Genomic DNA, 18,558 nt, shown 5'->3' with positions numbered 1-18,558 from the left:
ACCCGGCCGGGTAGCAGAGCGACATGAGCGCAGTGACGACAACCAAGGAGACGGAACGCAAGTACGAGACGGACCGGCCGATCAGCCTGCCGGAACAGGCTGGACCGGCCGGTCTTTCCGCCGGTTCGGGGCCGGAGGAACAGCGGCTGGCGGCGGTGTACTTCGACACCGGGGACCTGCGGCTGCTGCGGGGCGGAGTCACCCTCCGCCGCCGCGAGGGGGGCCACGACGAGGGCTGGCACCTCAAGCTGCCGGCCGGCGGGGACAGCCGGGACGAGCTGCGCCTGCCGCTCGGCCGGGGTGGCCCGCACGAGCCGCCGGCCGAGCTGGTTTCGCTCACCCGGCTGCGGACCCGGGGCGCCGAGCTGGCGCCGGTCGCCGAGCTGGACACCGAACGGCGCCGCTGGGTGCTCGCCGACTCGGGCGGCCGGGTGGTGGCCGAGCTGGTCGAGGACCGGGTTCGCGCCCACACGCTGGGTGCCTCGACGAGCTCGATGTCGTGGAGCGAGCTGGAGGTGGAACTGGCCGAGCCCGGCCGGGTCGAGCTGCTCGACCGGATCGAGCGCGACCTGCTGCGGCACGGCGCGCACCGCTCGGCGGCACCCTCGAAGCTGGCCAGGGTGCTCGGTGACCAACTGCCGAGGGAGACGAAGCGCCGGAAGACGAAGCGGGGCAGCGCGGGCGAGGCCGTGCTCGAGTACCTGGACGCGCAGGCCGAACGGCTGCGCGCGTACGACCCGCTGGTCCGCCAGGACGCCCCGGACGCGGTGCATCAGATGCGGGTGGCCGCGCGCCGGATGCGCAGCGGGCTGCAGGCCTACCGCCGGGTGCTCGACCGGGCGGCCACCGAGCCGCTGGTGGACGAGCTGCGCTGGCTGGGCAACGAGCTCGGCGACGCCCGGGACAGCGAGGTCATCGAGGAACGCCTGGCGGAGATGATCGACGCGTTGCCCGCCGAGCTGGTCATGGGACCGGTGGCGGCGCACACCACCCGGCAGCTGCAGCGCCGGCGGGCGCTGGGCCGCGAGCGGGCGATCGCGGCGCTGGACAGCGACCGGTACCTGGCCCTGCACGACGCGATCGACCGCCTGCTGGCCGACCCGCCGCTGACCGGCAGGGCCAAGCGGCCGGCGAAGCGCGAGCTGCCGAAGAGCGCGGCGAGGGCGTGGCGCCGCACCGCGAAGCGGATGGACGCGGCGGACCGGGCCTCCGGCGAGGAGCGCGACCGGGGGCTGCACGAGACCCGCAAGGCGGCGAAGCGGATGCGGTACGCGGTCGAGGTGGCCGCGCCGAGCGTGGGCAAGCCGGCCAAGCGACTGCGCAAGCTGCTCAAAGGGGTGCACAGCCTGCTCGGTGACCACCAGGACGCGGTGGTGGCCCGGCCGGTGATCCGCGAGCTGGCCGGGCAGGCGCACAGCGAGGGCGGCAACGGCTTCACCCATGGGGTGATGCACGGCCTGGAGACCCGCCGGGCCGAGCAGGCGGAGCGTGACCTCCCCGCCGCGTGGCGGAAACTGAACCGGCGCAAGCGGCTGAAGTGGCTCAAGTCCTGAACGGGCGCGCGGTGGCCACCACGCTGGCCTGGTCGGAGCCGGCCATGCGGAGCGCGAGCCGCCACTCGTCCGCGTCGTGGGCACTGGCCAACTCGACCGTTCCGGGCAGCCGTACCGGTTTGCGGAACGTCACGTCGAGGGCGTGCGCGGGCGGCAGCCGGCCGGCCACCGTGCCGGCGCAGCGGGCGGCCGCCCACATGCCGTGGGCGATCGTGCCCGGGAACCCGAACAGCCGGGCGGCGGCCGGGTTCAGGTGGATCGGGTTCATGTCGCCGCTGACCCGGGCGTAACGCCGGGCGGTTTCCGCCTCCACCCGCCAGCGGGCGACCGGGTGTCCGGGCGGGACCTCCGGAGGGGGTGCCGGTTCGACGGGCACGCCCGGTGCCGCCGCGCCCTTGGCCAGGTAGGTGCTCCGGCCCCGCCACACCGGCTCACCGGCCGCCCACAGTTCGGTGACCAGGTCGATGCACGCGCCGCGCCGGTGCGCCCGGAGCCGCTCCGCCCGGACCGCCACCGAGGGCGCCTCGCCCGCGCCGATCGGCCGGCGCTGTTCGATCCGCTGGCGCAGGTGGACCAGGCCGGGAAGGCGGAACGGGAAGTCCCCGGCCGCCATCAGCCGGGCCTGCAGCGGGAACCCGAGCAGGTGCGGGAACGGGCTGGGCAGGTTCCCGTCCAGCACGAAGCCACACAGCCGGCAGTACTCGGCCAGCCGGGCCGGGTCGGTCGGCGCGCTGTCCAGCTCGAGCACCCGGTCCGGCGGGGCTTCGCCGCGTGAGCGGCGGGGCAGCAGGGCGGCCGCGTAGCTGCCGGCCAACCGGGGTGGCCTGCTGAGGTGTTCGGTGCGCACGGCTCAGGCCCCGAGCATGCTCTGCCCGCACACCCGGACCACCTGCCCGGTCACGCCGGCACTGGACGGTTCGGCCAGCCAGGCCACCGTCTCGGCCACGTCCACCGGCAGCCCGCCCTGCCGCAGGCTGTTGATCCGGCGACCCGCCTCCCGGGTGGCCAGCGGCATCGCCCCGGTCATCTCGGTCTCGATGAAGCCGGGGGCGACCGCGTTGACCGTGATCGAGCGGCTCGCCGTCACCGGGGCCAGCGCGCGCACCATGCCGATCACGCCCGCCTTGCTGGCCGCGTAGTTGGCCTGTCCCCGGTTGCCGGCGATGCCGCTGGTGGAGGCCACCGACACGATCCGCCCGCCGTCCCGCAGCGGACCGGCGAGCAGCGCCTCGTTCAGGTCCAGCTGGGCCCGCAGGTTGACCGCGAGCACCGTGTCCCAGCGGGCTTCGTCCATGTTCACCAGCAGCTTGTCCCGGGTGACGCCGGCGTTGTGCACCACCACGTCCACCCCGCCCTGCCGTTCCCGCAGGTGGCGGACCAGGCGGGCGGGCGCGTCCGGTGCGGTGATGTCCAGCTGCACGGCGAGCGCGCCCAGCCGGTTCGCGGTGGTGCCGAGCGCCTCGCCCTGGGCGGGCACGTCGAGGCACACCACGGTGGCGCCGTCCCGGGCGAAGACCTCGGCGATCGCCGCGCCGATGCCCCGTGCGGCCCCGGTGACCAGCACCACCCGGCCCGCGTGCGGCGGGTCCTCCGGCGCGGGCGTGCGCTCGGCCGACGCCACCCGGATCACCTGGCCGTCCACGTATGCCGATCGGGCGGACAGCAGGAACCGCACCGTGGACCCGAGGTCCGCTCCGTCCTCGGCGAGCACCAGGTTGGCGGTGGCGCCGTCACGCAGCTCCTTGGCCACCGACCGGACCAGCCCGTCCAACGCCTGCCGGGCGGCCGCCGATTCCACCGAGTCGGCCCGCTCCGGCGGGCTGCCCAGCACGACCAGCCGGCCGCACCGGCCCAACCGGCGCAGCGCCGGCCGGAGGAACTCCCGCACGCCGGCCAGCTCACCCACCCGCGCCAATCCGGCCGCGTCCAGCACCACGCCGCCCAGCGTGCCCTCCCCGGAGTCCGCCTCCGGGACCAGCTCCCGTACCTGGCCGGCGAACCGCGGCTTGCCGACCGCGCCGACCAGTACCGGGCCGTCGACCAGCGGCTGACCCGGCGTGTAGCGGCGCAGCGGCACGGGCCGGGGCAGTCCGAGGCGCCGGCTCAGCGCGGCGCCCGGCCCGCCGTTCACCAGCCGCGCATAGGTGTCGGTCACGGCGCCTCCAGGATCGCTACCACGCCCTGCCCGCCCGCGGCGCAGATGGAGACCAGCCCCCGGCCGGAGCCGCGCTCGGCCAGCAGCTTGGCCAGCGTGGCCACGATGCGCCCGCCGGTGGCCGCGAACGGGTGCCCGGCGGCGAGGCTGGAACCGGTCACGTTCAGCCGGGACCGGTCGATCGGCCCCAACGCGGCGTCCAGCCCCAGCCGTTCGGTGCAGAACTCCTTGTCCTCCCAGGCCGCCAGCGTGGCCAACACGGTGGACGCGAAGGCCTCGTGGATCTCGTAGAAGTCGAAGTCGCGCAGCGTCAGCCCGTTGCGCTCGAGCAGCACCGGCACCGCATAGGCCGGCGCCATCAACAGGCCCTCGTCGCCGTGCACGTAGTCCACGGCCGCGGTCTGCGCGTCCACCAGCCACGCCCGCACCGGCAGCCGGCGCCGGGCGGCCCATTCCTCGCTGGCCAGCAGCACCGTGGACGCGCCGTCGGACAGCGGCGTCGAGTTGCCCGCCGTCATGGTGCCGTCGGAACCGCCGAACACCGGGCGCAGCTTGGCCAGCGACTCCACGGAGGAGTCCGCGCGGAGGTTGGCGTCCCTGGTCAACCCGAGGTACGGGGTGACCAGGTCGTCGAAGAACCCCCGGTCGTACGCGGCGGCCAGGTTGCGGTGGCTGGCCGTCGCCAGCTCGTCCTGGGCCTCGCGGGAGATCCGCCAGCGTTCGGCGGTGATCGCGGCGTGTTCACCCATGGACAGGCCGGTGCGCGGCTCGGCGTTGCGCGGCAGGTCGGGCACGATCTGCCCGGGCCGCAGCCGGCGCAGCGCGGCCAGCCGCGCGCCCGTCGAGCGGGCCTGGTTCAGCTCGAGCAGCACCCGGCGGAGGTCGTCGTTCAGCGCGACCGGCGCGTCGCTGGTGGTGTCCACCCCGCCGGCCACCGCGCTGTCCAGCTGGCCCAGCGCGATCTTGTTCGCGGCCAGCACGACCGTCTCCAGCCCGGTGCCGCAGGCCTGCTGCACGTCGTAGGCCGGGGTCGCGGGGGACAGCCGGCTGCCGAGCACACACTCCCGGGTGAGGTCCCGGTCCCGGCTGTGCTTGAGCACCGCACCCGCCACCACCTCGCCGATCCGCTCGTCCCGCAGCCCGAACCGGGCCACCAAGCCGTCCAGCGCGGTGGTCAGCATGTCCTGGTTGGAGGCGCGCGCGTAGCGCCCTCCGGACCGGGCGAACGGGATCCGGTTGCCGCCGATGACCGCCGCCCGGCGCAAGTTGTTCATGATTCGAGCCTTTCCGGGTAACCCCCTCGGGTGGCTGATCCCGCATCGGAGGAGACATGACTACCACGCAAAGCTCCCTCTCAACCGTGCCCGACCCGATCGATGTGCGAAGCCTGCGTGCGGTGATGGACGGCCGCTGGCAGGCCGTCCGCGAGGACGTCCGGGCGCGGATGGGGGAGCGCCGTATGCACCCCGACCCGGAGTGGAGCATGGCCGAGCACCGCGCCAAGGTGGGCGAGCACATGCGGAAGCTCGCGGAGAGCGGTCGGGCCAGCCTCGGCTTCGTCGAGCGGTACGGCGGCCGGGACGACATCGGCGGCTCGGTCACCTCGATCGAGATGCTCGGCTACGGCGACCTCTCGCTGATGGTCAAGGCGGGCGTGCAGTGGGGCCTTTTCGGCGGCGCCGTGCAGGCTCTCGGCACCGAGCGGCACTACGACCGCTACCTGCGCGAGATCATGGACTACCGGCTGCCCGGGTGCTTCGCGATGACCGAGACCGGGCACGGCAGCAACGTGCAGGCGCTGGAGACCACCGCGACCTACGACCCGGACAGCGGCGAGTTCGTGGTGCACACGCCCACCCCGTCCGCCCGCAAGGACTACATCGGCAACGCCGCCCGGGACGGCCGGGTGGCGGTGGTGTTCGCCCAGCTCGTCACGCCGGGCGGCCGGCACGGCGTGCACGCGCTGGTGGTGCCGATCCGCGACGCGGACGGCCGCCCGTGCCCCGGCGTGGAGATCTCCGACTGCGGGGTGAAGGCCGGGCTGAACGGGGTGGACAACGGCCGGCTGAGCTTCGATCGCGTCCGGGTGCCGCGCGAGGCCCTGCTCAACCGGTACGGTGACGTGGACGCCGACGGCAGCTACCACAGCCCGATCGAGAACGAGTCCCGCCGGTTCTTCACCATGCTCGGCACGCTGGTCCGGGGCCGGGTGAGCGTGGCCGGCGCGGCGAGCAGCGCCGCCCACGTCGCGCTCACCATCGCCGTCCGCTACGGCCTCACCCGCAGGCAGTTCGCCGCGCCCGGGGCCGAGGAGGAGACCGTGGTGCTGGACTACCTCGCCCACCAGCGGCGGCTGCTGCCCCGGCTGGCCACCAGCTACGCGCTGCACTTCGCCCAGCAGCGGCTGGTGGAGATGCTGCACGAGGTGCAGAGCGGCGGCACCGGGGACGAGACCGCGCAGCGCGAGCTGGAGACCCGGGCGGCCGGGCTGAAGGCGGTGAGCACCTGGCACGCCACCGGCACCATCCAGGCCTGCCGGGAGGCCTGCGGCGGCGCCGGCTACCTGGCCGAGAACCGGATCGTGCAGCTCAAGGCCGACACCGACGTGTTCACCACGTTCGAGGGCGACAACACGGTGCTCCTTCAGCTGGTGGCCAAGGCGCTGCTCACCAACTACCGCGACCACGTCGGCGACCTGGACACCCTGGGCATGATCCGGTTCGTGGTGGAGAACATCGCGGACACCGTGGCCGAGCGCACCTCGGCCCGCGCGCTGGCCCAGCGGCTGCGCGACCCGGATTTGGAGGACCCGGAGTGGCACCGCTCGCTGCTGGAGGACCGCGAGGAGCACCTGCTGGCCGGCCTGGCCCGCCGGCTGCGCCGGGCCGGCGAGGCCGACGCGGACCCCTTCGCGGTGTTCAACGCGGCGCAGGACCACCTGCTGACGGCGGCCAAGGCCCACGTCGACCGGTTCGTGCTGGACGCCTTCGACCGCACCGTCGACGCCTGCGCGGATCCCGGCGTGGCCGGGCTGCTCGGCCGGGTGCGCGCGCTGCACGTGCTGGCCCTGGTGGAGGCCGACCGGGCCTGGTACCTGGAACACGGCCGGCTCACCGCCACCCAGTCCAAGCAGGTCCTCGGGATGGTCAACCAGCTGTGCGCCCAGCTGCGCCCGCACGCCCGCACCCTGGTGGACGGTTTCGGTATCCCGGAGGCCTGGCTGGACGCGCCGATCGCCCGCGACTGACCTCATAGCCGAGGCGCAGGGTGAGGACGGCCGGAGCCCCCCCCGCGACTGCCCCGCGCGGCCGTCGCGATGGGAAACGTTCGGCGGGCGACGCGGTTGGAATGGTCCTGTCAGGCAAGGTCTGAATGGATCTGTTCATCGGACCTTTCCTGGCCGACAGTGAACCTATGATCAGTTCCGCGAGGCCACGGCCGTCGGGTGGCCTGGCCACCGCCGCCGGGTTGGCCGCCATGGGATGCGTCGGTGGTGGCGTCGGGGTCTCCGGCCTGCTGGGTGACGCCCCGCTGTTCACCAGCCAGGCGCTGCGCTACACCTGTGCCGCGGCGCTGCTGGTGGCCGTCGCCCGGCTGCTGCGGCGCCGGCTGGTGTGCCCGCGCGGCCTGGAGTGGGCCTGGCTCGCCGCCGTCGCGGCGACCGGCCTGGTGCTGTTCAACGTGGCGCTGGTGCGGGGTTCCGCGCACGCCGCGCCCGCGGTTCTCGGGGTGGCGGTCGCCTGCGTCCCCATCGTGCTGGCCGTGACCGGGCCGATCCGGGCCGGGCGCCGGCCCAGCCCGGCCGTGACCGCGGGCGCGGTCGTCGTCACCCTCGGGGCGATGATCGTGCAGGGCGGGGGGCGCACCGACGCGGCCGGCCTGGGCTGGGCGGCCGTGGTGCTGGCCTGCGAGGTGGGGTTCACGCTGCTGGCCGAGCCGGTGCTGCGCCGGCACGGCCCGTGGGGGGTCTCGGTGCACAGCTGCTGGATCGCCGCCGTCCTGCTGGGCGCGCTCGGTCTCACCACCGAGGGCGCGTCGGCCGTGCTCACCCTGCGGCCGGTGCACCTGCTGGCGGTGGGGTACCTCGCCGTGGTGCTGACCGCGCTCGCGTTCGTGCTCTGGTACTCCGCCGTGGTGGGCCTCGGCTCGGCGCGGGCCGGCCTGTTCACCGGCGTCGCCCCGGTGGCCGCCGCCGGGATGGGATGGCTGCTGGGCGCGCCGGCGCCGTCCGGGCTGATGTGGGCGGGGATTGCCCTGGTCGGCGCCGGGCTGGCGGTCGGCCTGCGAGCCCGCACGCCCGCGCCCGTGCCGGTGTGACCGTGTGACGGTGTTGACGCCCCGCGTCTTGGTAAAGATACTGAACCGGTAACAGTATTGAACCGGTGGAGGGCGCTTCATGGGCGAGCGGTCGGACGGCTTCGGGGAACTGCGCCGGGCGGCGGAGCGGGGCGCGGAACTGGCCCGGGAGCACGCGCCGGCCACCGAGTCGGGCCGGGCGCTGCCCGGGGAGCTGGTCGGGTCGCTGCGCGACGGCGGGCTGTTCCGGGCCGGGGTGCCCCGGGGGCTGGGCGGTCCGGAGGCGCCGCCCGAGGTGATCCTCGGCTGCGCGGAGACCGTGGCCCGGGGTGACGCGTCCGCCGGTTGGTGCGTGTCCATCGGGGCCACCAGCAGCCTGCTCGCCGCCTACCTGCCCAAGGACGGCGCGGAGGAGGTGTTCGGCGAGCCGGCCTCGGTCGCCGCCGGCGTCTGGGCGCCGACCGGCCGGGCCCGGGCCGTGGACGGCGGTCTCCAGGTCTCGGGCCGCTGGTCGTTCTGCAGCGGGATCAACCACTCGGACTGGTTGTTCGCCGGGTGCATGGTGGACGCCGGCGACGGCCCGCCGGTGAACCGGGTGGTGGCGATCCCCAAGGCCGACCTGGAGGTCCGGGACACCTGGTACACCGGCGGCCTGCGCGGCACCGGCAGCCACGACTCGGTCGCCGAGGCCGTATTCGTGCCCGGGCGCCGGATCCTGGCGCTGGGCGAGGGGCCACAGGTCGACGAGCCGCTCTACCGGTTCCCGATCTTCGGGTTCTTCGCCCTCTCCATCGCGGCGGCCGCGCTGGGCAACGCGCGCGGCGCGATCGACGACCTGACCGCGCTGGCCGGGGAGAAGCGGTCGCTCGGGTCCTCCCGATCACTGGCCGAGCGCTCCTCGGTGCAAGGGGCGGTGGCCGAGGCCGAGGCGGCGCTGCGGGCCGCGCGGCTGCTCTTCTTCCAGGCCGTGGCCGACGCGTGGCAGGCGGCGCTGGCGACGCGGGCGGTGCCGGACGCGGCGCGGCTCGGGCTGCGCCTGGCCGCCACCCACGCCACCCGCACCTCGGCCGAGGTCACCAGGTCGATGCACGACCTGGGCGGCGGGGCGGCGATCTACGAGCGGTCCCCGCTGCAGCGGCGCTTCCGCGACGCGCACACCGCGACGGCGCACTTCCAGGTCAACCCGGCCACCTACGAGCTCGCCGGCCGGCTCCTGCTCGGGCTGCCGACCCGGACGGACCAGCTGTGACCGAGCTCGGCGTGGTGACGCCGTTCTGGCTGGACCGGCCGGACACCGAGGCACTGGAGGTCGCGGTCGAGGCCGACCGCAACGGGTTCGACGCGCTGTGGATCGGCGAGATGGTGACCTTCGACGCCTTCGCGCTGGCCACCGCGGTCGGCGCGCGGACCGGCTCCATACCGCTGCGCATCGGGCCGCTGGCCGCCACCGTGCGCGGCCCGGTGGCCCTCGCCCTGGGGCTCTCCTCGGTGGCCACGCTCACCGGCCGCGACGTCGGCCTGGCGCTCGGCGCGTCCAGCCCGCCGATCGTGTCGGGCTGGCACGACCGGCCGTGGGACCACGCCGCCGGGCGCATGCGGGAGTGCGTGCGCGCCCTGCGGGGGATCCTCGACGGCGAGCGCGGGGTGTTCGAGGGGAGGTACGTGCGGACGCGGGGTTTCCGCCTGCGTTCGCCCCGCCCGGGGACCCGCATCTCGATCGCCGCGTTCGGGCCGGCCATGACCCGGGTGGCCGCCGAGGAGGCGGATGAGCTGGTGCTCAACCTGGTCACCGCCGAACACGTCGCGCGGACCCGGGAGATCGTGGACACCCACGCCCGTGACGCCGACCGCCCGCCGCCCCGGATCGCGGTGTGGCTGCCCGTCGCGCACGACCCCGGCGCCGCGACCCTGCGCCAGCTCGCCGGCCAGCTCGCCGTGTACCTCCGGCCGCCCGGCTACGGCGAGATGTTCAGCCAGCTCGGCCACGGCGCACTGGTCGAGCGGGCCAGGGCCGGGGCACCGAGGTCCGAGCTGGCCGCCGCCGTACCGGCGGAGCTGGTGGCGGCGGTCGGCGCCGTCGGCTCGATGACCCGGATCGCCGGCCGGATCGCGGAGTACCGGCGCGCCGGTGCCGATCACGTGGCGGTCGTCCCCGCCACCGCCGAAGACCCGGCGGGCGCCAAGGTACTCGCCGAACTAGCCATGGAGGCCCGCTCATGACCAACCGCCAATGCCGCCTCGCCGCCCGGCCGTCCGGCCTGCCCGGGGCGACGGACTGGGAGTTCACCGAGGAGGCCGTGCCGGCGCCCGCCGAGGGGGAGTTCCTGGTGCGGAACGAGTACCTCTCGGTGGACCCGGCGATGCGGGCGTGGATGAACGACGTCCCCTCCTACGTGCCGCCCGTACAGCTCGGCGAGGTCATGCGGGCCGCAGGCATCGGCCGGGTGGTCGAGTCCCGGCACCCCGACTACTCGGTGGGTGACACCGTCTACGGCACCTTCGGGGTGCAGCGCTTCGCGCTGGCCGACGGGCGGGGCGTGACGCCGGTCGACACGTCCGTGGCCTCCGCGCCCACGCACCTCGGCGCGCTGGGGCTCAGCGGGCTGACCGCCTACTTCGGCCTGCTGGACATCGGCCGCCCGGAGCCGGGGCAGACCGTCGTGGTCTCCGCCGCGGCCGGCTCGGTCGGCAGCATCACCGGGCAGATCGCCAAGATCCGGGGCTGCCGCGCGATCGGGATCGCCGGCGGACCGGAGAAGTGTGCGCTGCTGGTGGACCAGCTCGGGTTCGACGCCGCGATCGACTACAAGTCCGAACACGTCGGCCGCCGGCTGCGCGATCTGGCCCCGGACGGCATCGACGTCTTCTTCGACAACGTGGGCGGCGCGATCCTGGAGGGCGCCCTGGGCAACCTCGCCCGGGGCGCGCGCATCGTGCTCAGCGGCGCGGTCTCGCAGTACAACTCGCCGCCCAGCGGGCCGCGCAACTACATGCAGCTGCTGATCCGCCGGGCGACCATGGCCGGCTTCGTGATCTTCGACTACGCCCGGCGCTACCCGGAGGCCCGGGCCGAGCTGGCCGAATGGGTCCGCGCCGGGTCGATCACCGGCCTGGAGACGATCGTGGACGGCGACATCGACCGGTTCCCGGAGACCCTGCTCAAGCTGTTCACCGGGGGGAACACCGGCAAGCTCATCCTGGCCCTGCCCGGCCGGCAGGGCTGACCGTGGTCTCCGAGCACGACCTTCCCCGCGGTCTCGAGGCGGACTCGGTCAGCCGCGCCCTCAACCTGGTCGGGGAGCGCTGGACGCTGCTCATCCTGCGCGAGATGTTCTTCGGCGTCCGCCGCTACGGCCGGCTCGCCCGCAACCTCAACATCCCCCGGCCCACCCTGTCCGCGCGCCTGCGCTCCCTGGTGGACGCCGGCCTGCTGGAGCGCGTCCGCTACGCCACCGAGCCGGACCGGCACGAGTACCACCTCAGCCAGTCGGGCCGGGACCTCTTCCCGGCCGTGGTCGCGCTGATGCGCTGGGGCGACGCCTACCTCGCCGGGCCGCAGGGGCCGCCGATCGTGCTGCGCCACCACGAATGCGGCCAACCCGCCGACCCCACCCTCACCTGCCGCCACTGCCAACAGGAGATCACCGCGCACAATGTGACCCCGGAACCGGCCTGACCCGTCATCGCCCGCCCTCGTGGAGCGCCGGTACTCGTGCGCCCGGGGTCCTGACCGCGCTCACCGCGGTGTCGACGCCGTTGACGTGGCCGTTGCCGGACAGCTGGTCGTGGGTCTCGGCCGCGCTCGTGGTCAGCAGGTTGTAGTTGGCGCCGCCGGCGGCATTGGCCAGCCGCCACCCGCCGTTGTGCCCCCAGCCCTGCGGGAGGCCGATGTTGCCGGCGGCCATCTCCTCGCTGACCAGTGCCTCGACCTCGATCTCACCCTCGGCGCTGCGAATGGTGACCATGTCGCCGCTGTTGATGCCGGCGGCCTCGGCGTCGACCGGGTTGATCCGCAGCCGCTGGCGACGGTCGCCGGTCATCAACTTCTCGACGTTCAACAGGTAGGTGTTGCAGGTCCGGAGCTCGCGCACGCTGACCAGGCGCAGTGGCAGGTCGCCGTTCACCGATCGCGCCGTGTGCCGGACCAGCTCGTCGCGCATCTTCGGCTGCTCGAGGTGAACCCGCTTGTCCGGGGTGTACAGCTTCTCGCGCAGCACATCGGTCGGCAGCTCGTCCTCCAGGATCACGCCTTGCGGGTTCTGCCAGGCCTTTTCCCGGTTCCAGCCGTCCGGCCGCTGGCCGAACAGGTCGCCGCGCGGGCTGATCCGCAGGAACAGGTCGAAGGTCTGTTGCGGGGTGAGCCGCAGGCCGGTTTCACCCAGCTCGCGGATGAGCGGGAATGGCGAAGGCACGAGGCCGAGGCGTTCGCAGATCTGGTCGACCACCCACCATTCCTCCCGGCAGCCCGGCGGCGGCTCGACCGTCTTGTCCGCCCACAGCGCGAACGGTTTGATCGTGTGCCCGGAGTTGAGCCAGGGCAGGCAGTCGCGCTCGATCCCGAGCACCCCGGGCAGCACGTAGTCGGCGTAACCGGCGGTCTCGGTCTGCTGGACGTCCAGGACGACCAGCAGCTCGAGCTGTTGCAGCGCGCGCCCGAGCTCGCCCGAGCCCGGCACGCTCATCGCCGGGTTCCCGGCGTTCACGATCAGGGCCTTCAGCTGGCCCTTGCCGGGTGTGGTGATCTCCCTGGCCATGCTGACCGCGGGCGCGGTACCGAGAACCTCGGGGAATCCGTCGACCCGGGTCCGCCAGGTGTCATAGGTCGCCGCGCCCGCGAGGTGGGTGATCAGCTGCAGGTCGATGAACTCCTCGCCGAAGACGTAACCGCCGACCCGGTCCAGGTTCCCGGTGACGATGTTGAGCGCGTCCATCAGGTACTTCGCCAGGGTTCCGGCGCTGCCCAGGGAGATGCCGCAGCGGCCGTAGGCGGCGGCCCGGGGCGTGGTCGCGAAGTCGTGCGCGAGCGCGCGAATGGTCGCGGCCGGAATCCCCGTTCGATGCTCGGTGGACTCCGGGGTGTGCCCGCCGACCATGTCGCGGATGAAGCGGCCGCCGTCCGTCGTCTGCCGCTCCAGCGCATCCTGGTCGGCCAGCCCGCCGGCGAAGATTGTCTGCAGTAGTGAGGCCATGAGCAGCACGTCTTCGTCCGCGCGGATCGGGAGCCAGTCGAACGCGGCCGCCGTCTCGGACCGGCGCGGGTCGATCACCACCACCCGGCCGCCCCGGCGCACCACCCCGGTGAAGTGGTCGCGCGCCCTCGGCGCGGTCAGCATCGACGAGTGCGAGATGAGTGGGTTCGCGCCGAACACGAGCAGGAAGTCGGTCCGGTCGATGTCCGGAATGGGATTGATCAGCGGATGCCCGTAGAGCATCGACCCGATCGCCCAGTAGTTGTTGATGTCGACCGAGGACGACGTGTAGTTGTGCGGAGAGCCCAACGCGGCGCACATTCCGGCGTCCCAGAAGAAGCCGCTGTAGTTGTCCAGGAGCGCGTGGCCGCCGAAGAGACCGACGCTGTCGCCGCCGTCGCGGTCGATGATCGTCCGGAGCCGGTCGGCGATGTCGTCGAGTGCGTCGTCCCAGGTGACCGGGACCAGGTTGCCCGAGGGGAGCCGCCTGAGCGGTTCCACGACGCGGTCCGGGTCGGCCGCGATACTCGGGTACGCGATCCCCTTGGGGCAGGCGAAGCCCTTGGACAACGGCGAGTTCTTGTCCGGCCGGACCTTGACCGCCTTTCCGCCCTCCACCGTGACGACGATTCCGCACTGGCCTTCGCAGATGCCGCAATAGGTGATCTTCTCCTGGGTGGGCATGACGCTCCTCGTGGTCAAGAACTGCCGGCGGCGTAGTACTCGGCGGCCTTCGCCTCGAAATGACTCATTTCTTCGGGTAGCTCGTCGTAGTCGACCGGACACACGGCCGCGCAACTGCCGTCCTTCTGCCCGATACACGCTTCGGTAATTACGTAGGCCACGCCAGGAAGATTATTCAGTGACGCAATACGCCGATACTCTCGTCAGCGATAATCGATTACCTCGTTCGAGGTCATCGGGAGTGCGCGGACCTTTCGAGTCGGGCGAACCGAGCGGCGGCTTCGGCCCGGTTGCTCACCCGCAGCTTGCGGAAGATGCGTTTGACGTGTGATTTGACCGTGCCCTCGGCGAGGACGAGGCGCCGCGCGATCGCCGCGTTGGTCGCACCGCCGGCCAGCAGGGCCAGGACCTCTCGTTCCCGGCCGCTCAGCGGACTGTCCACATACGGCGGGTCACCGGCCTCCGGCTCGGGCGAGGCCGGCCTCGGCGGGCCGATCCGGATGTCGCCGTCGGCGAACTCCCTGATCAGGTCCTCGCTGGCCCGCAGCATCGCCCGGGCCCGATCCCGCTGCGCATACAGCCGGCCGGCCAGCAGCGCCTTCTCGACCAGCGATCCCAGGCTCGCCGCGAAGGCCCCCAGGCAGTCCCGGTCGACCACGTCGACCCGGCGTCCGCTGAAGTGCATGTCGCCGTGAACGGTGCCGATCGCCACCCCACCGGAGATGATCGGCGCGGACGCGTAGCTGAATGTCCGGGTGTTGGCGACGATCGGGTGGTTGGCTCTCGGGTCGTCGCGGGGATCGAGCACCAGGCCGGCGGTCCGCCGGCGCAGCACCTCGCTCTCGAAACGGCCCCGGTCGAGCGCAATCGGATGGGCTCGAGCGAATTCCCGAGCGTCGGACGCCCAGTCCTCGTGTCCCCGGAAATGGGCCGCCTGAGCGGCGAGATGTGTCTCGTCGAGCCGGAGAATGAGAATGCGGTCGAAATTGCACGTATCGCACGCGTCCATTGCGGCACGGTGGAAGAGCTTCTCGATTCCGGTCGACTCGCCTACCGTGGGCGTCAGCTCGTGGAGCATTCCCAGCGCGCGAAGTCGCCGCGAGAAGAGGTGCCTCTGGTAGTGGTTGTTGAGCGCCAGCAGCTCGAACGCCAGGCGCGTCATCTCGACGTAGTCGGCCGCTTCCAGCCCGGTCGCGGAGGTGAGGCGCTGCTTCAGCTGTTCGACGGTCCGGCCGAGGCAGACGTCGATGCTGTCGCGCGGTCGGTCGCGGGCCGGTGGGACGGCGGCGTCCACGTCGACATAGGCGCGCGCCTGGTCGAGCGCCGCCCGGATCCGGCGTTCGAACGCGGTGTCCGCCCGGCGCTGGGCCTCGAACTCGGCGCTGGTCGTGTCGCGGGTGATCGGCGCGAACGAGGTGGCCACGTCCTTCACCTCCCGCCGACGGGCTGGTCCGCCACTCTAAGGCGGTCGAAGGTGGGGCTGCCACCGCTGGTGTCCGTTCGAGGGCATGGATTACCTCTTACGACTCACCCGCGAGGTCCGCGAGCTCGCTAGCGATGGTCGCCACCAGGCGCCGCGCGAAGGCCTCCGGTTCGGCCGCCGCGTCGGGGAGTTCGGCGACGACCCGGTGCACGATGCCCAGGCGGGCCAGGTCGGCGGCGCGGATTCCCTGGTTCGCCGCCATCTCCTCCGCCCGGCCCGGCGCGCCGTGCATGATCGTGCTGGCGCCCTCGGGGGACAGCGGCGCCAACCACGAGTGCCGTGCCGCGATCACCCGGCGGGCGGGCAGCAGGGCGATGGCCGTGCCACCGGCGCCCTGCCCGAGGAGCACTGCCAGGGTGGGTCGGCCGGCCCGGGTCAGGTCCAGCAGGCAGCCGGCGATCTCGGCGGCCAGGCCGCCCTCCTCGGCGGGCCCGCTCAGTTCGCCGCCGTCGGTGTCCACCACGGTGACGGTGGGCAGCCCCAGCTCGCCGGCCAGCGCGATGCCCCGCCGGGCCACTCGCAGGTCGGCCGGCCCGATGGGCATTCCGTCCGCCTGCGCGGCGCGGTCCTGGCCGATCAGCACGCAGCGGGTGCCGCCGATCTCGGCCAGCGCCAGCAGCGTCGCCCGCGCCACGTCGCCCCGGCCGCTGCCGTGCAGCTCGGCGATGGTCAGCCCGGCGTGCCGGACGATGTCGCGGATGCCGGGGCGGTTCCGGTCTCGGCTGCGCGCCAGCACCTCGACCGCCGGTGCCTCGGCGGCCTCGGGGCCGGGGTCACCGGTGGCGGGGGAGTCCCGGCTCCGGTCGGTCAGGTCGAGTACCTTGCCGACCGCCGTGCGCAGGCCGGCGAGCGGGACCACCCGGTCGATCAGGCCGTTGCGGTGCAGGTTCTCCGCGGTCTGCACGCCGGGCGGGAGGGGCCGCCCGTTCAGGGCCTCCACCACCCGGGGGCCGAGGAAACCGATGCGGGCGCCGGGCTCGGCCGCGGTGAGGTGTCCCTGCGACCCCCAGGACGCGAGGACACCGCCGAACACCGGATCGCGCAGCCAGACCAGGTAGGGCAGGCCGGCCCGGCGGTGCTCGGAAACCGCCGCCGTGATCGGCAGCACCCCGACGAACGCGGCCGTCCCGTCCTGCATCCGGGTGCCGGCCGACCGGGGCGAAGCGAGCAGGGGCAGCCGCTCGGCGGTGGCCCGGCGCACCGCGGCGGTGATCTGTCCGGCCGCCTCGACCCCGATGGACCCGCCGTGCACCTGGTACTCCCCGAGCAGCACCGCGACCCGCCGCCGGTCGACGGTGCCCTCGCCGGCGACGATCGAGTCGTGGTTGGGCGACCAGTTCCGGAACGACCCCGGGTCGAGCACCGCGTCCAGGGTGTCGGCGATACCGGTCAAGTCGGGTTCCCTCCTTCGAGGAGCTGGTCGACCAGGCTCCGGGTGAGCCACTGCTCGTACCGGGTCGCCGACCAGCCTCGGTGGATCACCAGCATGTGGTACACGGTCGGGCGCGAGTCCCTCGGTCAGAACGTGGCGATCGGGTTGACCGGGCTGCCGGACGTGCCGGCGAAGCGGACCGGCGCGACCGCGAGGTGGAAGTCCCACTGGCCGAGCCCGGCGGCCGTGGTCGCGCACGCCTCCAGGTCGCAGTTGTCCAGCAGCCACAGGCCCATCGCGACCAGGCCCACGGCGTGAACCGGCATCAACACGTCGTCGTAGCCCGACGGCTGCACGTCCTGGGGGGTGTCGGCGCCGATCAGCGCCACTTCCCGTTCGTGCAGCCACGGCAGGCAGGACGCGTGCCAGCCGGCCTGGGTGAAACCGCCGGCCGGACCGGCCTCGTGCCGGACGCGGCCGTAGCCGGTCCGCAGGAGTACCGCATCGCCGGATCGCACCCGCACGCCCTGGCGGCGCTCGGCCTCCTCGAGATCCTCGGGAAACACGCCCTGCCCCGGTTCCAGCCACGGCACGTCACGGGCCCTGGCGACGTCCAGCAGGACACCCCGCGTGACGATCCCGTTGGCCGCCGCCGTGACGGCCGCCCACGCCGATCCCGTCGTGGGGTCGACCAGCGAGTGCGGCCGCCCGTTGTACATCGTGCCGTCCCAGAAGAGGTGGCACGGCGAGTCGACGTGGGTGATGGTGTTGCCGTGGAACAGGAGGCCGAGCCGCTCGTTCGAGAAGCCCCAGCGCCGGTCGGCGTGGAACGCGGGCGGCATGCCCTCGGCACCCGGCATGTCGGCGGCGCACGGGCAGGTCGTCGTCGAGCGCTCCATCTCCTCCGGCACGGCGACCTCCCACGCGCACGACACGCTCCGGCCGTGGCGCACCGACCGCGCCGCGTCCAGCCGGACGTCGTCGGTGATGTGGTTCAGGGTGCCGAGCTCGTCGTCGTCGCCCCACCGTCCCCAGTTCGACAGCGTGCTGAAGTACCCGAGCACGTCGTCCTGGGTGGGCATCGGTCGCTCTGTCGTCATCCCGGCATCGCCTCCTCCGTCCGTCCCAGCGCCAGCGTGATGAACCGGTCGACGGTGCGCCGCGCGGTCTGCTCGTCCCGGTCCACCAGGAACCGGATCACCACCCCGTCCAGCGCGGCCACCAGCAACTCGATCAGCGGGTCCAGCTGGGTCGGGTCCAGATCCTCGCCGGTCGCCCGGGCCAGCGCCAGGCGGCAGACGTCGCGGTAGCCCTGGTAGATGGATGCGGCGAACCCGGACGCCGAGGGGGTGCGGGCGGCCCAGAGCATCAGCTCGAACTGGGCGATGCCCAGGGTGCGGTCGCCGACGACCCAGTCGAGGAAGCCGGTCATCAGGCCGCGCACGCAGGCCTCCAGGCCGCGGCCCTCGGGCACCTGGCCGGAGAGCTGTTCGGTCATCAGGTCGACCCAGTGCCGGTAGACGGCGGCGAACAGCGCCTCTTTGTCCTCGAACGTGTAGTGCACGCTGGCCAGTGGCGCGCCCGCCTGCTTGGCGATGCGCCGGATCGAGGCGCCCTCCAGGCCGGCCTCGCGCATCACCACGATGGCCGCCTCGACGATCTGCCGACGGCGCTCCCGCGCCGGCACGTGCGGCATGTGTCTCCCGTCGCCCCGCTCGCCAACCCCGATCGATCCTACGAGCTGGGACTTCCCGGCCGGTCTTGACGCCCTTCCGGCGCCGTGCCAGAGTTCGGATCGACTGAGTTGAACGTCCGTCTCAGTCGAC

At 73.5% G+C, this 18,558-nt stretch carries 16 protein-coding genes; 7 read left to right on the top strand and 9 right to left on the bottom strand.

The window, feature by feature from the left end; genetic code table 11:
• The first annotated feature begins 23 nt into the window (after window positions 1-23).
• Window positions 24-1,553, top strand: a complete 1,530-nt coding sequence (locus ABEB12_RS27730; RefSeq protein ID WP_185064946.1) for a CHAD domain-containing protein — start codon at window positions 24-26, stop codon at window positions 1,551-1,553.
• On the opposite strand, the gene ABEB12_RS27725 is transcribed toward ABEB12_RS27730, so the two are convergent.
• Genes ABEB12_RS27725 through ABEB12_RS27715 form a run of 3 tightly spaced genes read right to left on the bottom strand, consistent with a single transcriptional unit; the run spans window position 1,543 to window position 4,982 of the window.
• On the bottom strand, window positions 1,543-2,400 hold the full coding sequence (locus tag ABEB12_RS27725; protein ID WP_185064947.1) for a MaoC/PaaZ C-terminal domain-containing protein: 858 nt from the start codon (window positions 2,398-2,400) through the stop codon (window positions 1,543-1,545). The two genes, ABEB12_RS27730 and ABEB12_RS27725, sit on opposite strands and share 11 nt — an antisense overlap.
• Window positions 2,401-2,403: 3 nt before the next feature.
• The gene (locus tag ABEB12_RS27720) at window positions 2,404-3,708 is read right to left on the bottom strand and encodes a 3-oxoacyl-ACP reductase (RefSeq protein WP_185064948.1); all 1,305 of its coding nucleotides are present in this window, start codon (window positions 3,706-3,708) and stop codon (window positions 2,404-2,406) included.
• Window positions 3,705-4,982: an acetyl-CoA C-acetyltransferase gene (locus ABEB12_RS27715; protein ID WP_185064949.1), complete on the bottom strand. Its 1,278-nt coding sequence runs from the start codon at window positions 4,980-4,982 to the stop codon at window positions 3,705-3,707. Before ABEB12_RS27715 ends, ABEB12_RS27720 begins: the two co-directional genes overlap by 4 nt.
• 56 nt (window positions 4,983-5,038) lie before the next feature.
• Here ABEB12_RS27715 and ABEB12_RS27710 point away from each other — a divergent pair, with 56 nt between their 5' ends.
• The 6 genes from ABEB12_RS27710 to ABEB12_RS27685 all read left to right on the top strand — a co-directional run bounded on the left by ABEB12_RS27710 (window position 5,039) and on the right by ABEB12_RS27685 (window position 11,680).
• On the top strand, window positions 5,039-6,955 hold the full coding sequence (locus ABEB12_RS27710) for an acyl-CoA dehydrogenase family protein (RefSeq protein WP_185064950.1): 1,917 nt from the start codon (window positions 5,039-5,041) through the stop codon (window positions 6,953-6,955).
• Between the two features lie 167 nt (window positions 6,956-7,122).
• On the top strand, window positions 7,123-8,025 hold the full coding sequence (locus ABEB12_RS27705; RefSeq protein ID WP_185064951.1) for an EamA family transporter: 903 nt from the start codon (window positions 7,123-7,125) through the stop codon (window positions 8,023-8,025).
• A 79-nt stretch (window positions 8,026-8,104) separates the two neighbouring features.
• A complete protein-coding gene (locus tag ABEB12_RS27700) occupies window positions 8,105-9,253 on the top strand; it encodes an acyl-CoA dehydrogenase family protein (RefSeq protein WP_185064952.1) in 1,149 nt (382 codons plus the stop codon).
• Window positions 9,250-10,224 (top strand): LLM class F420-dependent oxidoreductase, encoded by a 975-nt coding sequence (locus ABEB12_RS27695; RefSeq protein ID WP_185064953.1) that lies wholly within the window; start codon window positions 9,250-9,252, stop codon window positions 10,222-10,224. The genes ABEB12_RS27700 and ABEB12_RS27695 overlap by 4 nt, the downstream gene beginning before the upstream one ends.
• The gene (locus ABEB12_RS27690; protein ID WP_185064954.1) at window positions 10,221-11,228 is read left to right on the top strand and encodes a zinc-binding dehydrogenase; all 1,008 of its coding nucleotides are present in this window, start codon (window positions 10,221-10,223) and stop codon (window positions 11,226-11,228) included. The genes ABEB12_RS27695 and ABEB12_RS27690 overlap by 4 nt, the downstream gene beginning before the upstream one ends.
• A gap of 2 nt (window positions 11,229-11,230) precedes the next feature.
• Window positions 11,231-11,680 carry a winged helix-turn-helix transcriptional regulator gene (locus ABEB12_RS27685; protein WP_345703193.1) on the top strand — a complete coding sequence of 150 codons (450 nt, stop codon included), beginning with the start codon at window positions 11,231-11,233 and terminating at the stop codon, window positions 11,678-11,680.
• Window positions 11,681-11,684: 4 nt separating this feature from the next.
• Here ABEB12_RS27685 and ABEB12_RS27680 read toward each other — a convergent pair whose 3' ends face one another.
• The 6 genes from ABEB12_RS27680 to ABEB12_RS27655 all read right to left on the bottom strand — a co-directional run bounded on the left by ABEB12_RS27680 (window position 11,685) and on the right by ABEB12_RS27655 (window position 18,428).
• Window positions 11,685-13,877: a molybdopterin-dependent oxidoreductase gene (locus ABEB12_RS27680; RefSeq protein ID WP_185064955.1), complete on the bottom strand. Its 2,193-nt coding sequence runs from the start codon at window positions 13,875-13,877 to the stop codon at window positions 11,685-11,687.
• Window positions 13,878-13,891: 14 nt separating this feature from the next.
• Window positions 13,892-14,038, bottom strand: coding sequence for a hypothetical protein (locus ABEB12_RS27675; protein WP_185064956.1), 147 nt, complete (start codon window positions 14,036-14,038; stop codon window positions 13,892-13,894).
• Between the two features lie 71 nt (window positions 14,039-14,109).
• Complete coding sequence (locus tag ABEB12_RS27670; RefSeq protein ID WP_185064957.1) at window positions 14,110-15,300, bottom strand: LuxR C-terminal-related transcriptional regulator; 1,191 nt, start codon at window positions 15,298-15,300, stop codon at window positions 14,110-14,112.
• Window positions 15,301-15,397: 97 nt separating this feature from the next.
• A complete protein-coding gene (locus ABEB12_RS27665; RefSeq protein ID WP_185064958.1) occupies window positions 15,398-16,753 on the bottom strand; it encodes a carboxyl transferase domain-containing protein in 1,356 nt (451 codons plus the stop codon).
• A gap of 125 nt (window positions 16,754-16,878) precedes the next feature.
• Window positions 16,879-17,832 carry a cyclase family protein gene (locus ABEB12_RS27660; RefSeq protein ID WP_345703192.1) on the bottom strand — a complete coding sequence of 318 codons (954 nt, stop codon included), beginning with the start codon at window positions 17,830-17,832 and terminating at the stop codon, window positions 16,879-16,881.
• Complete coding sequence (locus tag ABEB12_RS27655) at window positions 17,829-18,428, bottom strand: TetR family transcriptional regulator (protein WP_185064959.1); 600 nt, start codon at window positions 18,426-18,428, stop codon at window positions 17,829-17,831. The genes ABEB12_RS27660 and ABEB12_RS27655 overlap by 4 nt, the downstream gene beginning before the upstream one ends.
• Between the last annotated feature and the right edge of the window lie 130 nt (window positions 18,429-18,558).

The sequence above is a fragment of the Actinospineispora eucalypti genome (assembly GCF_039543365.1).
Taxonomy (GTDB): Bacteria; Actinomycetota; Actinomycetes; order Mycobacteriales; family Pseudonocardiaceae; genus Pseudonocardia; species Pseudonocardia eucalypti.
The sequence above is the reverse complement of the archived record's forward strand: the minus strand, read 5'-3'. Positions and strand labels throughout refer to the sequence as shown.